Source organism: Caminicella sporogenes DSM 14501, assembly GCF_900142285.1.
Lineage (GTDB): Bacteria > Bacillota > Clostridia > Peptostreptococcales > Caminicellaceae > Caminicella > Caminicella sporogenes.
In genome coordinates, this window is record NZ_FRAJ01000003.1 from 194,366 (window position 1) to 209,699 (window position 15,334).

Genomic DNA, 15,334 nt, shown 5'->3' on the forward strand with positions numbered 1-15,334 from the left:
TAGACATACTATTGAAGTAAAAATTATTCTTCTGCATTCTCTTCTACAGTCAATACGTCTCTTATTAAATTTACTCATACTTTCACACCCTTACTTAATAAAAAAGATACTGGCATAAAATAACAATAAATATTACTATTAAAATAAAAAGTACTGTATACCATATTTTTATCGGAACAAATTCTACTAAAATTATTGCACCTGTAAGTCCCAAAATAACGCCTAACATCTTTCTCAGTAAACATCCTTTTCTTCTCAATTCTAAATCACTCCTCGGGCTTATTATTATATTGTATTCTTTAATTTTATATTTTGACACATAAAAAAACCTACAAAATTGTAGGTTTTGTGCTAATCTCTAGATTTTATAACTAACAACATTCCTTTTTTTATTTGTATTTTAGCTTTTTTTGCAATAAATTCATTACTTATCCCCCATGTTGAACCAAATTTAATTCGTACATTTGACAAAGGATATTTAAGCCCCTGAAGAGTAACTCCTATTACTTCATCTGTAACTGGTATTATAGAAATAAACTCATTTTTATTTCCTTCTATTTCCATTTCGCTATCTATTAAATAAATTTCATTTTTTTCATTGACTATTTTTGCCTTAACTTTTCTGTCTAAAGATTTTTTTAAGAGATTTATATTTGCTAGTGTATGGTCCATTCTGCTTCCTAAAACACCTATATATGTTATTGTTTCAGGATTTTTTTCTAAAGCCAATTCTGTTGCAAGTTCAGTGTCAGTAGCATCTTTATCTGCTGGAAACTTAACAAATTCAACGTCTTGAGACATAAAAAATTCTCTGTCTTTAGAGAGAATCGAATCGAGGTCGCCTATAATTACATTAGGCTTTATCCCAAAATTTATCAAATGTCTTGCTCCGCCATCAACGCAAATAATAAAATCCATATTTTTTAATATATCTTTATAAAAATTATAATCTTCAATAAAACCATTAGATACTATTAAGCAATTCATCTTACTTCACCAATGCCTTATCTATCTTTTTTCTAAACATTTTGACTGCTTCAAATATATTATCACTATTAAATATAGCTGAACCTGCAACAATTACATTTGCTCCAGCTTTTACAACTTTATCTACATTGTCAATTTTTATTCCCCCATCAACTTCAATATCAATATCTAACTTTTGATTATCTATCATTTCTTTTAAATTTTCAATTTTTTTAAGTGAATTTTCAATAAATTTTTGTCCGCCAAATCCGGGATTAACAGACATTATGAGAACCATATCTAATTCATGAAGTACTTCTTCAATTAAACATAATGGAGTAGCTGGATTTAATGATACAGCTGCTTTTATTCCATGACTTTTTATATTTTGTATCGTTCTGTGAAGATGAGGACAAGTTTCTACATGAACAGTTATTATATCTGCACCAGCTTCAGCAAACCTTGAAATATACATATCTGGATTATTTATCATCAAATGAACATCAAAAGGCAAATTAGTTTTTCCCTTTATACTTTCTAATACTAAAGGTCCTATAGTTATATTGGGAACAAAATGCCCATCCATTACGTCTATGTGCAATAAATCTACACCCGCTTTTTCTACTGCTTTAATATCATCTAATAAATTAGCAAAATTTGCTGATAGAATTGATGGAGCAATTTTTACCATATCTACTACCTCCTATTATTTTCTAAAATTTGCTTGACAAATGATACATAATTTTCATAACGCTGCTTACTTATAAAACCATTATCTAATGCTTCTTTAACTTTACAATCTGGTTCATTTATATGCATACAATCTGTAAATTTACATTCATCTAAATATTTTCGGAACTCCGGAAAACACTCTGCAATTTTTTCACTTTCTATAAAATCTATATTTAAAGAAGTAAATCCCGGCGTATCAACTACCCATCCACCAAAATCCAATTCTAACAATTCAGTATGCCTAGTCGTATGTTTTCCACGTTTTATTTTTCTACTAATATCACCAGTTTTCAATTTTAAATTGCTTTGAACAGCATTTAAAATACTAGATTTTCCAACTCCTGAAGGTCCAGCAAAAACAGTTATCTTATTTTTTAACACATTTTTTATATCATCAATCCCTAAATCATTTTTAGTACTGCTAAAAATAATATTATAACCTGTATTTTTATATATGCTTTGTATTTTTTTTATAATTTCACCATTTTCATCTAAATCTATCTTATTTATACATATTGTTAATTTCAATCCTGCAACTTCACCAAGCACTAGCATTTTATCTAACAAAATCATATTTGGTTCTGGATTTTTTGCTGCAAATACTATTATTGCATGTTCTACATTTGCAACAGGTGGTCTTAAAAGTTCGCTCTTCCTATCTAAAATTTCTTCAATTACCCCAGAATTTTCATTATTCAAAGTAAATTTTACATAATCACCTACAAGAGGCTTTATATTTTTTTTTCTAAATATTCCTCTTGCTCTACATTCATATACATTATCTCCACACTTTATATAATAAAAACCTCCTATACCCTTGACAATTATTCCTTCCTTCATCTGATTCCTCCTTATTCAAACAACTCTTCTTTTGAATAAACTAATTTATCTCCAAAATAAACATCAAATTTAACTTTACCATTTCCAGTTACAGTTATTTTAAGAATTTCTTCTTCCTTTTTATGAGTACCTTCATATATTGTAGAACTGATTCCATTTTCAGTTTTTATTACTTTTACTGTTTCCACATCTTTATCAAAATTCAAAGGAATAATAAGCGTTTTCTTGATAGGAGGCAGTTCTTGTTCTTCAGGAGGTTGCTGTATAACTTCTGGCCCTTTGCTTACAACAATGCTTAAAACTGTATTTTCAGGTACTTCAGAACCCGGTTTTATACTCTGTGAAATAACCGTATCCTTCTTAACATCTGAATTATACTCATAATCGATATTATTTATAATCAACTGCAATCTTTTAGCAGTGGATTTTGCGTCTTCTACATTTTTACCAACAAGATTTGGCATAATAATAGTTTGAATTTTTCGCCCTTCACTTACTATTATATTTACTTGTGAACCTTCTTCTATTTTAGTATTAGGCTTTGGTATTTGATCTATAACCATCCCTACCGGTAAATCATTATCATATTTGTGTATTATCTCTTTTATAGATAAATTATTATTCTCTAAAATTATCTTTGCCTCATCTAAATCTTTATGAATGAGATTTGGCATTTCTACCATTTTAGGACCTTTACTTACTGTAACTCTGACAGTATAGCCCTCTTTTACTATTTCTCCTGCTTTTGGAAGTTGTGTAATAATATATCCCTTTTCAACTTTTTTACTGTACTGCTCTCTTTCCAAATCTATTTTCAATCCCATTTCTATAAGTTTATTTTTAGCTATTTCATATGATACGTTCGTCAAATCAGGAATTTCCAATTCTTTAGTAAAAAAGTTTTCTTTAAAAGAATTATAAAAAATAGCTGTAACAAAAATTATAGAAACAACAAGTGCTGAAATTACTCCCAAAAATAACTGCTTTTTATTTGAATTTCTCTTTGCTTTAACTTCTCTTTTCTCTAATTTTACATCATTTATAGGTGGTAATATTCTAGTAGGAGATTCGTCTTCTTCAAAATCCATTAAAACTTCTAGTGATGGGTCTGTAAGTGCCCTATTTAAATCATTATATAAATCTAAAGCACTATCATATCTCTTACTTTTTTCTTTTTGCATACACTTTAGTATAATACTTTCTAAACTCTTACTTATATTTCTATTTATTAATGAAGGGGGAATAACATCTTCTTTTAAATGTTTTAAAGCTACTGAAATTGGCGTATCACCTGAAAAAGGAACTTTTCCTGTCGCAGCTTCATACATTGTTACTCCGAGGGAGTAAATATCAGATTTTTCATCTACAAAGCCGCCTCTAGCTTGTTCAGGTGAAAAATAATGAACAGAACCTATAACATTTCCAGTATTTGTAACAGTCGAAGAAGTAACAGCTCTAGCAATACCAAAATCAGTTACCTTTACTCTTCCGTCTTCTGTTATCAATATATTATGAGGTTTTATATCTCTATGGATAATATGATTTGCATGTGCATGATTTAATGCTAAAGCTATTTGTTTAGAAATGTTTATAACTTCTTCATTACTAAGCGGTCCTTTTTCTTTTATATATTTTTTTAGGTTTTTACCTTTAACGTACTCCATTACTATATAATATATATCATTATCTATGCCAACGTCATAAATACTTACTATATTCGGATGAGATAAACTCGCTGCAGCTTGTGACTCTTTAGCAAATTTACTTATAAAATCTTCATCTGAAGTAAATTCTGGTCTTAATATCTTCACTGCAACATACCTGTTTAAAAGACGGCATTTTGCTTTATAAACTAAAGCCATGCCTCCTCCACCGATTTTTTCCAAAATTTCATATCTGTTATCTAGTATTCTCCCAATCATGATTTCAACTCCCTCGTTAACTACACCTATGTTTAATAGCTATTATCGTTATATTATCATATCCGCCTCTTTCATTTGCCAAATTTATTAAATAGTCACAAGTTTCTTGTAAACTTGAAAATTTACTAAAACTCTTTTTTATTTCGTCATTTTCAATGACATTTGTAAGCCCATCTGTGCACAATATGATTATATCATTATCTTTAATTTGATAATTAATTAATTCCGGTTCTACATTATAACCTGTTCCTAGTGCCTTCGTTATAATGTTTCTCTTGGGATGATTTTTTGCTTCAATCTCCGTTATAGTCCCATTTTTCAATAATTCACTAACTAAAGTATGATCTTGAGTTATTTGAAACAAATCATCATTTCTAAGTACATATGCTCTACTATCTCCTATATGTCCAATATATAAGAATGTCTTATCAATAATAGCAATAGTTAAAGTAGTTCCCATCCCATCTAATTCTTTGTTAACAAGAGATTTTTCATATATTTTTTTATTGGCTCTTTCAATTGCTTCTCTTAAAAGTGAATGAACTTCAAATTTATCTTTTAAATTTACATTAGACCAATTTTCTTTAATGTATTCGCTTACTATTTCTATAGCCATTTTACTAGCTATTTCTCCTGCGTTATGTCCTCCCATCCCATCAGCTACAATAAATACAGAATGATTATCTTCATCAATATAAAAGGAATCTTCATTATTTTCTCTAATTTTACCTATATGTGTTTTAACTGCCCATTCCATAAAATCACCTCAAAATTCAACTATAAAAGTTGTAAATATATAAAACAAATTTATTTAATACGCTTTAATTTGCAAATAAAAAACCCATCTATTCCATGCAAATGAGGAAAAAGCTGTAAATAGTTTTTATCTGTCTGCAAGCTATTTGGCAAATATTTATTAACATTGTCCATCACAAAAGAATCGTTATCTTTAAGAAATCTATTTATAACTTCAATATTTTCATCAGGCTGAATTGTACAAGTACAATAAACTAAAAAACCTTCTTTTTTCACATACTGAGAAGCATTTAAAAGTATTTTATACTGAATTTCAGATAATTTTTTTATATCTTCTAAGTTTTTTAAATATTTTATTTCTGGTTTTCTTCTTATTATACCAAAACCTGAACATGGTGCGTCAACTAAAACTTTATCAGCTTTACCTATTAAACTTTTATCTAATTTTAGAGCATCATAAATTTCTGTTTCTATTATTGAAATTCCCAAACGTTTTGCATTTTGATTTATTAAAATTAATTTGTGCTCATGAATATCTCTTGAAAGAACCTTACCCCTATTTTGCATTAATTCTGCAATATGAGTTGATTTTCCTCCCGGTGCACTGCATACATCAATGACAAAATCATTTTCTTTTGGATTTAAAATAAGGCCAGCTAACATAGAGGCTTCATCCTGTACCTGAAACAATCCTTCCTTAAATGAGTTTAAATTTTCTATGCTCGTATTAAAATTTTTTATTATTATAGATTCATCTACATATTGACCTTTAATGCACTTTACATTCTCCTCAGCCAATACATTTAACAATTCATCTCTTGTAATTTTCAATTTGTTTGTTCTAATTGTAAGATTTGGTACATCGTTATTAGCTTTTAAAAGTTTTTCAGTAAATTCTATTCCAAAATTGTCAATCCAATTTTCTATAATCCACATTGGATGAGAATATTTTAATGATAAAAATTCAATAGGCTTTTCTTTAAAATTCGGTAATTTTAAAGAGTTGCTATTTCTCAAATAATTTCTTAAAATTCCATTTACATAACCTGCTAATCTAAAATTAACTTTTTTTGCTAATTTCACAGACTCATTTACTGCTGCCGAATTTGGCACTTTATCTAAATATATAATTTGATATAGTCCTAGCCTCAATATATTTAATATATCAACATGTATTTTTTTTATTTTAGTTTTAGAAAAATTTTTAATGATGAAATCTAAATACAACTTATTTTCTAAAACACCATAAACTAATTGACTTATAAAACGTCTATCTAATGTTGAAATATCTTTAGTTTTTAATGTTTTATTAATAGCAATATTTGAATAAGCTCCATTTTCTTCTATATCACTCAAAATTTTTAGTGCAATCTTTCTAGCATTTACTTTTTCCATTTCATTCCTCCTAATGATAAGCACCCTAAAAGGGTGCTCTGCATTGTCTAATCTCTACTACTATTTCTTATCAATAGAAGTCTAAACAATTGTGCAATTGAAACTGCCGCTGCGGCTACATAAGTAAGTGCTGCAGCATTTAAAACATCTTTTGAATATTTAATTTCAGAATCTACTATAAGACCGCTATCAACTAACTGATTTAACGCTCTAGAACTTGCATTGTATTCAACTGGAAGAGTTATTATTTGAAATAAAACTGCTCCAACATAAAATAATATTCCCACATCAATTAACCAACCATTTCCTAAAATCAATCCTACAAATACTAAAGGCCAAACTAATTGAGAAGCAAAACTTACTACAGGTACTATCTGATTTCTAATAACTAGCGGTGTATACCCTTTTGCATGCTGGAGCGCATGCCCAGCTTCATGGGCAGCTACACTAATAGCAGCTATTGATGTTCCACTATATACATTACTTGAAAGACGCAAAACTCTATTTCTAGGGTCATAATGATCTGTTAAATATCCCCCTATATGCTCTACCTCTATATCAAATAATCCATTTCTATCTAAAATATATCTTGCTACTTGACTTCCAGTAAGTCCTCTAGTATTTCCTACTCTAATATATTTATTAAAAGTCATTTTAACTCTAGCTTGTGCATAAAAAGCAAATAGTATAGCTGGTAATAAGAAAATAAATCCTTGAAAAGAATATATTCCATGATACAACTTTAAACCCTCCCAGTAAAAAATATTATTGCTTTTTCCACTTCATCTACATCAACACATGTATTAACACATGGTCCATACGGTCTAATATTAGTTACTCCTATAACAGGTATAGATTTAACGTCTAAAATTCCATAAGATAAATCTCTTTCACATGCAACTGCAATTATACCTTTTGGTTTATAATCTGCAATTATCTTTCTTGCTAAAGTTCCTCCGGTTACCACTTCAAGATTTACACCATATTTGTCGCATAAATTTATTAAATCAGCAATATTACATGCACCGCACTTAATACAATTTTTTATAGAACCTGCAACTTTATATTTACAAGATTTTTTCTGAAGACAGTGAGGAACTACGATCAATATATCATTTGGAGCAATATTAATTCTAGTTGATTTTACAATTTTATTGTTTATTTCAGTAAAAACTCTTCTTAAAGAGTTTTTATCAATTTTTATTACATTTGAAACAATAAGCATAATTGGAAAAATCATCCTTAAAGATTTTTCTATAAAATTTAAAAATATACGATTTACCTTCTTTTCATTAATTATTCTATATATCAATAAAATATTAACAATAAAAAACACACTTACTACAAATGTTAGTAAAACTACTATCTTTAAAGCTATTTTATATAAATCTATACTTCCATTTTGTATTACAAAAACTAAAACTGAAGCTACGGTAATAAACATAATAAATAACAATAATATAACATGAATAAATAAACTTCTATCTTTTTTTTTACTTAAACTTTCCATATTATTCTCCTAATATAACATTTGTTTCTATTTTATTACCTCTAATATATTCATCAACTGTCATTTTTCTGCTATTAGGAAATTGTATTTCTTCTATCAGCAATAAATCTTCTTTCGTTGATACATAAATACCTTCTTTATCTACTTTTAATATTTTACCGCAAACTTCATTACTATTTTGATTTATAACTCGACTCTTCCATACTTTGAATTTTATCCCTTTATACCTAGTATAAGCTACAGGCCATGGATTTAAACCTCTTATAAGATTATGAATTTGATAAGCTGTTTTTTCCCAATCAATTAATCCAATTTTTTTATCAAGCATACTTGCATAAGAACTTTCACTATCATTTTGAGGAATTCTCGGAGCTTTGTCTTTTTCTATTAAATTTAACGTCTTTATCAGAACCTTTGCCCCTAAAGATGCCAGTTTATCATGAAGTTCTCCTGCTGTCATATTTTCATCTATTTCAACTTCTTCTTTTAAAATCATATCTCCAGTATCCAATCCTTCATTCATATACATTGTAGTTATTCCAGTCTTTTTCTCTCCATTGATAATAACCCAATTTATAGGAGCCGCACCTCTATATTTTGGAAGTAATGAGGCATGAACATTAATACATCCTTTTGCAGGCATATCTAAAATTTCTTTTGGCAGTATCTGCCCATATGCAACTACAACAATACAATCTATATCCATTTTTTTTAGATTATCAATAAATGCTCTGTCCTTTATATTTAAAGGCTGCATTACATTTAATCCTAATTTTTCTGCCTTTATTTTTACAGGAGGAGGCATCACCTTTTTACCTCTACCTTTTGGTCTATCTGGCTGAGTTATTACAGATACTATTTCATTTCCTGATTTATATATAGCCTCTAAACACGGCAATGCAAAATCTGGAGTTCCCATAAATAATATCTTCATTTGCAACACCTACTCCTCAATCAATTTATCTACAAATAAAATACCATTTAAATGGTCTATTTCATGACAAAATGCTCTAGCTAAAAACCCTTTTGCTTCTATAATCACTTCTTCTCCATTTCTGTCTAAACCTTTTACCTTTACTCTTTCAGGTCTTTCAACTTTACCTGTAACATTAGGCACACTTAAACATCCTTCTATATCAATTTGTTTGCCTTTTTCACTTAATATTTCTGGATTAATTAACTCAATCAAACCTCCACCTATATCAATTACAATAACTCTTTTTAAAATACCAACCTGCGGTGCAGCTAATCCAACTCCATCCGCATTATACATAGTTTCTGCCATATCATCAATTAATTCCTTAATTTTATCATCTATTTTGTCAACAGTTTTTGAAACTTTCCTTAAAATAGGGTCATCATTTTTTCTTATATTTCTAATAGCCATAAATATCCTCCTCATCAAAACATACTATATGGATTAATATCAACACTTAAATTTACATCTCCATACAAAAATTTATTTTTATTTCTAATACATACATTATTAATTATACCTTTAATACTTTCTTGGTCAATACTTTGGCATTTTATAAGTATCTGCCATCTATAATTTCCTTTTATTTTATTATATATTGCCGGATTTGGTCCAAAAATAATTATATCTCTCAAATTATTTTCTTTTATTTTAAATTCTAATTCTTCAAATAAATTCCTAGATGATTTTATAACATCATTTTCATTTTTTCCATAGATAACAATATTTATTAAACTACAAAATGGCGGATACAGAAATTCTCTTCTAATATTTATTTCTCTTTTAAAAAAAGTATCATAATCATGGTTCTGTGCTGCAATAACAGAAAAATTTTCAGGAGTATATGTCTGAATTATCACTTTACCTTGAAAATCGTGTCTTCCAGCTCTACCTGCTACTTGAGTTAAAAGCTGAAAAGTCCTTTCATTAGCTCTATAGTCAGGTAAATTTAAAATAGTATCAGCTGATAAGACACCTACTAAAGTAACATATGGAAAATCAAGTCCTTTTGTTACCATTTGAGTACCTATTAGTATATCTATTTCTCTATTTTCAAATGAAGTAATTATCCTTTCAAGTTCACCTTTTCTCGATGTCGTATCAACATCAAGTCTTTGCACTTTATAATTAGAAAACAATTTTTTTACATAGTTTTCTACTTTTTCTGTACCTGCTCCAAAATATTTTATATATTTACTTCCACATGAAGGACATGTATCAGGTACTGCTCTAGAATAACCACAGTAGTGGCATTTAGCTAAATTACTTTTATAATGATAAGTAAGAGAAATATCACAATTTATACATTTTAATACAAAACCGCAACTTCTACAAGATATAAAAGTTGAAAAACCACGTCTATTTAAAAATAAAATCACCTGCTTTTTATTTGCCAAACATTCCTTCATAGAATTATATAAACTTTTGCTGAATATACTTCTATTCCCTTCTTCTAATTCTACTCTCATATCAACTATCTCAACTGTTGGAAGAGGATTTTTATTAAATCGATTTTTAAGCTTTAAAAGTCTATACTGCCCTTTTAAAGCTTTATAATAACTTTCAACAGACGGCGTTGCAGTTCCTAAAACTAAAGGTATATTTTCTTGAGTACAAATATACTTTGCAACTTCTACAGTTTGATATTTAGGACTCATATCAGATTTATATGAAGATTCATGTTCCTCATCTATTATAATTAGACCTAAATTTTCACATGGAGCAAAAACAGCAGACCGTGCTCCAATGACAATTGAAATTTCATTATTTTTTATTTTCTTCCACTGATCCAACCTTTCTCCTAATGATAACTTGCTATGCAGTACTGCTATATTTGATCTAAATCTACTAAAAAATTTATTCACAATTTGTGTAGTAAGTGAAATTTCAGGAACTAGAATAATTGCTTGTTTATTATCTTTTAAAACTTTATCAACAAGCTGTATATAAACTTCCGTTTTACCACTGCCCGTAACTCCATGAACAAGAAAAGTTTCATGTCTTTTTTCTGATATAGCTTTGAGAATATTATCATAAACTATTTTCTGTTCTCTATTTAATACTTTTGCTTTTTCCAAGTGTTTTTCTTTTTTTGCTAACGGACTTCTAAACTCTTTTTCTTCAGTAATGCTTATTAATCCTTTTTTTTCTAACTGTTTAATAACTGAACTAGATGTACCTGCATCAGAAATTAGTTTGCTAACTTCCATTTTTTCTTTTTTAATGAGAATTTCTAAAATTTTTCTCTGTTTGTATGCTCTTAATGAAAGATTTGCAAATACATCATCTGCTTTGTTTATATCAAAATTTAAAACTGCCATTTTTTTATATTTATGATTTACATCAGTATAAAAGTATTCTTTTGAATTTATTAAATTCATTTTACATAAAATATTTAAATTTCTTTTAAAATTAAAATTCAATATTTCTTTAAGTTTTTTTTCTTCTACAAACTCTTCTCTTTTTACTGTATTCAATATGATTTTTTGTTGCTTTGTCAAATCAGCTAAATTTTCAAACTTATTTAAAACTTCATAATTGATACTATATACAATTTTTCTCTTTAAAGTAGTTCCTGAAGGTACTAATAAACTAATAGCCTCAAAATAAGTACATAAATATTCATTTTTCAGCCAATGACATAATTTTATCTGCTTTTCCGATAATATTATATCATCTTCTATTATATATTTAATATCCTTTATAGTGCTTTGAAAATCAGTTTCATTTTTAATTTCAAATACATATCCTTCTAATAATTTATTACCTATACCAAATGGTACTACTACCTTACACCCCACTTTAATTTTACTCTGTAAATCTTGAGGAATTCTATAAGTATATATATTATCTGTCTGTCTGTTTCCAGTATTTACAACTATTCCAGCATAACAAGCTAAATACATTATCATAATCCTCCAAGTTTATATAAACATTTAATTCAATAACATTTCATATCTAAACACAAAGGAGTAGGAATACCTACCCCTCTTTCTTTAAAATCATATCTACTACTTTATCTAAAATAACATCTGCAACTTCTTCTTTTGTCATCTTTTTTAAAGATTTATAGTTTCCATTTTTATCTATTATCGTAACAATATTTGTTTCAGATTTAAAACCTGCTCCCTTTTGAGTTATATCATTAGCTACTATTAAATCAAGATTTTTCTTTTTTATTTTTTTCAGTGCATTGTTTAATACATCATTAGTTTCAGCTGCAAATCCTACTAAAATTCTATTGCCTTTTATTTTTCCTATTTCATAAAGAATATCAGGATTTCTAGTCAGCTCTATATTTAAATCATCATCACTCTTTTTAATTTTAACATCAGACTTATTTTTAGGTCTATAATCAGCTACTGCTGCTGATTTTATCACTATATCAGCATCTTTTAAATTATTTAAAACAGCTTCATACATTTCATTCGCAGTTACTACATTAATAATTTTCACTCCATCAGGAGCAGATAAATTTGTTGGGCCAGATATTAATAAAACTTCAGCTCCTCTATTTTTTGCAGCTTTTGCAATAGCATATCCCATTTTTCCAGTTGAATGATTAGTTATATATCTTACTGGGTCAATAGGTTCTTGAGTAGGTCCTGCAGTAACAATTATTTTTCTACCCTCTAAATCCTTTGAATAATCACTCTTAAACAAATTTATGATTTCATTGACAATATCTTGAGGCTCAGCCAATTTTCCTTTTCCGTAATCTCCACAAGCTAATCTGCCTGATACAGGCTCTATAAATTTATATCCTAATCTTTTTAAAATATCTATATTCCTCTGAACAATAGGATTATTATACATATTTGTATTCATAGCTGGTGCTATCAGTACTGGCGCTTTAGTAGCCATAACAGTAGTTGACAACATATCATCAGCTATTCCATTTGCTATTTTCCCAATAATATTTGCCGTAGCTGGAACTATGAGAAATAAATCTGCTTTTTGTGCCAAAGAAATATGCTCTATATCCCATGTTTTTGGTTCTGCAAACATATCGGTTACTACATAATTTTGAGATATAGATTGAAAAGTTAATGGTGCAACAAATTTAGCAGCTGACTTAGTCATTATTACATTAACATTTGCAGAAAGTTTTTTTAATCTGCTTACAACATCTACCGCTTTATATACTGCAATACCGCCTGTTACACCCACTACAACATTTTTATTCTTTAACATTTATTACACCCCTAAATTATTCATCTAAATCAATTTTTTCATATGTAATTTTACCTTCATATAGTTCTTGAGTTGCAATAGAAACAGGCTTATTTGATTCTAAATCAGTTAACTTCTCATACCCGTCAATTAACTGTCTAGCTCTCTTTGCTGTTGCTATTACAAGAGTATATCTACTGTCAACTTTTTTTAATAACTCATTGATTGATGGATATAACATTACTTTGCCTCCTCCTTATATTTTTGTATTAATTTATATATATCATCTTTTACACGACATTTTTCTGCTTCAATAATGGAAATTAATTTAGAAATTGAATTTTCCAGCTTATCATTTATTATATAATAATCATATTTGTCAATAAAATCAATTTCTCTAAATGCAGCTTTTAATCTTTTCTCTATACTTTCTTTTGAATCTGTTCCCCTATTAACAATTCTATTTCTCAATTCTTTCATACTAGGTGGTAAAATAAAAATAAATACTCCTTCAGGATATTTCTCTTTTATTTGAAGAGCACCTTGAATATCTATTTCTAATAATACATCTTCTCCATTATTTATATGTTCTAAAACATATTTTTTTGGAGTTCCATATAAATTTCCATATACCTCTGCATATTCCCAAAACTCATCTTTATTTATCATATCTTGAAAATTTTCTTTACTAATAAAATAATAATTAACTCCTTCTAACTCTCCATTTCTCTTTTTACGAGTAGTAGCAGAAATAGATAATTTAATATCCGGTCTTCTCTTTAATAATTCTTTACATACAGTTCCTTTACCTACACCAGACGGACCGCATATTACAAACAAATTACCTTTTTTCTTCATCTGCAATTCTCCTTTAGTCAGTATTTTGGTTGTTTTCTATTAGTTCTTTACTATTAAATCTTTGTGCCATAGTTTCTGGCTGAACAGAAGATAAAACTATATGATTACTATCACAAATGATTACAGCACGAGTCTTTCTACCATAAGTTGCATCAATAAGTTTTCCCTGTTCCCTTGCTTCATTGATTATTCTTTTTATTGGTGCTGATTCTGGTTTGACTATTGCTATAATTCTATTAGATGAAATTACATTGCCAAAGCCTATATTTACAAATTTTAAATCCATTATTCTCCCCCTGTTATTCAATATTTTGAACTTGTTCTCTTATCTTTTCAAGTTCACTTTTTACATCTATAACATAATTAGAAATCTCTATATTAGAAGATTTTGAACCTATGGTATTGATTTCTCTGTTCATTTCTTGTATTAAAAAATCTAATTTTCTACCAACTGCTCCATCTTCATTAAGAATAGAATTTAACTGCTGTATATGACTATATAGTCTAACTATTTCTTCATTTATATTGCTTTTATCTGCATATATTGCAAGTTCTAAAGCTAATCTACTTTCATCTACTTCTACTTCATTCAAAAGCTCTTTTATCCTATTATAAAGCTTTTCTTTATACTCTTTTACAATAAAAGAGGATTTCTCCTCAATTTTTTTTACCACTTCATAAATTTTTTCACTTCTACATTTAATATCTTCTGCTAATTTAATGCCTTCTTTTTTTCTCATATCAATCAGCATATCAAGTGCTTCTTTAACTGCTGGCTCTAATATCATCCAAATAGATTCACTATCTTCTTCTTTATTTTTTATCTCAAAAACTTCAGGAAAAGATGTAAGCAACGAAAGATTAACTTCATCTTTTAAATTTAATTCATCTTTTATAATTCTTAAAGCATTATAATACTGTTTTACAACCCCAACATTTGGATTTATAACAACATCTTCATCTTTAGATTGCTCAAAAGATATATATACCTCTATTCTGCCTCTTTTTAATCTGGATTTAATTAAACTTCTTATCTTTTCTTCAAAGCAAGATAATTTTTTCGATGCCTTTACAATTATATCATTATATCTATGATTGACAGATTTTATTTCTACAACAAAACTTTTTTGTTCATTACCAGACTCACCTCTACCGTATCCTGTCATACTGCTAATCATATTTTTTCCTCCTACTGTATATAGCATT

The 15,334-nt window shown here is 28.1% G+C and carries 17 protein-coding genes; all 17 read right to left on the reverse strand.

Annotated features, from left to right (window positions below; all coding sequences use genetic code 11):
• Positions 1 to 94: 94 nt before the first annotated feature.
• On the reverse strand, positions 95 to 319 hold the full coding sequence (locus BUA90_RS12220) for a hypothetical protein (protein ID WP_143146257.1): 225 nt from the start codon (positions 317 to 319) through the stop codon (positions 95 to 97).
• A gap of 32 nt (positions 320 to 351) precedes the next feature.
• Positions 352 to 987: a thiamine diphosphokinase gene (locus BUA90_RS01020; RefSeq protein ID WP_072965524.1), complete on the reverse strand. Its 636-nt coding sequence runs from the start codon at positions 985 to 987 to the stop codon at positions 352 to 354.
• Position 988: 1 nt separating this feature from the next.
• On the reverse strand, positions 989 to 1,657 hold the full coding sequence (gene rpe, locus BUA90_RS01025; protein ID WP_072965525.1) for a ribulose-phosphate 3-epimerase: 669 nt from the start codon (positions 1,655 to 1,657) through the stop codon (positions 989 to 991).
• Between the two features lie 5 nt (positions 1,658 to 1,662).
• The gene (gene rsgA / locus BUA90_RS01030; RefSeq protein WP_072965526.1) at positions 1,663 to 2,538 is read right to left on the reverse strand and encodes a ribosome small subunit-dependent GTPase A; all 876 of its coding nucleotides are present in this window, start codon (positions 2,536 to 2,538) and stop codon (positions 1,663 to 1,665) included.
• Between the two features lie 11 nt (positions 2,539 to 2,549).
• Positions 2,550 to 4,460: a Stk1 family PASTA domain-containing Ser/Thr kinase gene (pknB, locus tag BUA90_RS01035; RefSeq protein WP_072965527.1), complete on the reverse strand. Its 1,911-nt coding sequence runs from the start codon at positions 4,458 to 4,460 to the stop codon at positions 2,550 to 2,552.
• Between the two features lie 16 nt (positions 4,461 to 4,476).
• Positions 4,477 to 5,217, reverse strand: coding sequence for a Stp1/IreP family PP2C-type Ser/Thr phosphatase (locus BUA90_RS01040; protein WP_072965528.1), 741 nt, complete (start codon positions 5,215 to 5,217; stop codon positions 4,477 to 4,479).
• Between the two features lie 50 nt (positions 5,218 to 5,267).
• Positions 5,268 to 6,611 (reverse strand): 16S rRNA (cytosine(967)-C(5))-methyltransferase RsmB, encoded by a 1,344-nt coding sequence (gene rsmB, locus BUA90_RS01045; protein ID WP_072965529.1) that lies wholly within the window; start codon positions 6,609 to 6,611, stop codon positions 5,268 to 5,270.
• Positions 6,612 to 6,658: 47 nt separating this feature from the next.
• Positions 6,659 to 7,351, reverse strand: a complete 693-nt coding sequence (locus BUA90_RS01050) for a zinc metallopeptidase (RefSeq protein ID WP_094756657.1) — start codon at positions 7,349 to 7,351, stop codon at positions 6,659 to 6,661.
• Between the two features lie 2 nt (positions 7,352 to 7,353).
• The gene (locus BUA90_RS01055) at positions 7,354 to 8,121 is read right to left on the reverse strand and encodes a DUF116 domain-containing protein (RefSeq protein WP_072965530.1); all 768 of its coding nucleotides are present in this window, start codon (positions 8,119 to 8,121) and stop codon (positions 7,354 to 7,356) included.
• 1 nt (position 8,122) lies between these two features.
• On the reverse strand, positions 8,123 to 9,055 hold the full coding sequence (fmt, locus tag BUA90_RS01060) for a methionyl-tRNA formyltransferase (protein WP_072965531.1): 933 nt from the start codon (positions 9,053 to 9,055) through the stop codon (positions 8,123 to 8,125).
• 9 nt (positions 9,056 to 9,064) lie between these two features.
• The gene (gene def, locus BUA90_RS01065) at positions 9,065 to 9,508 is read right to left on the reverse strand and encodes a peptide deformylase (protein ID WP_072965532.1); all 444 of its coding nucleotides are present in this window, start codon (positions 9,506 to 9,508) and stop codon (positions 9,065 to 9,067) included.
• A gap of 14 nt (positions 9,509 to 9,522) precedes the next feature.
• The gene (gene priA / locus BUA90_RS01070) at positions 9,523 to 12,003 is read right to left on the reverse strand and encodes a primosomal protein N' (protein WP_072965533.1); all 2,481 of its coding nucleotides are present in this window, start codon (positions 12,001 to 12,003) and stop codon (positions 9,523 to 9,525) included.
• Positions 12,004 to 12,079: 76 nt separating this feature from the next.
• Positions 12,080 to 13,291 (reverse strand): bifunctional phosphopantothenoylcysteine decarboxylase/phosphopantothenate--cysteine ligase CoaBC, encoded by a 1,212-nt coding sequence (gene coaBC / locus BUA90_RS01075; RefSeq protein ID WP_072965534.1) that lies wholly within the window; start codon positions 13,289 to 13,291, stop codon positions 12,080 to 12,082.
• Positions 13,292 to 13,307: 16 nt separating this feature from the next.
• Entirely contained in the window at positions 13,308 to 13,511 is a 204-nt protein-coding gene (rpoZ, locus tag BUA90_RS01080) for a DNA-directed RNA polymerase subunit omega (RefSeq protein WP_072965535.1), read from the reverse strand.
• A complete protein-coding gene (gene gmk, locus BUA90_RS01085) occupies positions 13,511 to 14,128 on the reverse strand; it encodes a guanylate kinase (protein ID WP_072965536.1) in 618 nt (205 codons plus the stop codon). The genes rpoZ and gmk overlap by 1 nt, the downstream gene beginning before the upstream one ends.
• A gap of 13 nt (positions 14,129 to 14,141) precedes the next feature.
• Complete coding sequence (remA, locus tag BUA90_RS01090) at positions 14,142 to 14,414, reverse strand: extracellular matrix/biofilm regulator RemA (protein ID WP_072965537.1); 273 nt, start codon at positions 14,412 to 14,414, stop codon at positions 14,142 to 14,144.
• Between the two features lie 13 nt (positions 14,415 to 14,427).
• Positions 14,428 to 15,306 (reverse strand): YicC/YloC family endoribonuclease, encoded by an 879-nt coding sequence (locus BUA90_RS01095; protein ID WP_072965747.1) that lies wholly within the window; start codon positions 15,304 to 15,306, stop codon positions 14,428 to 14,430.
• Positions 15,307 to 15,334: the final 28 nt, after the last annotated feature.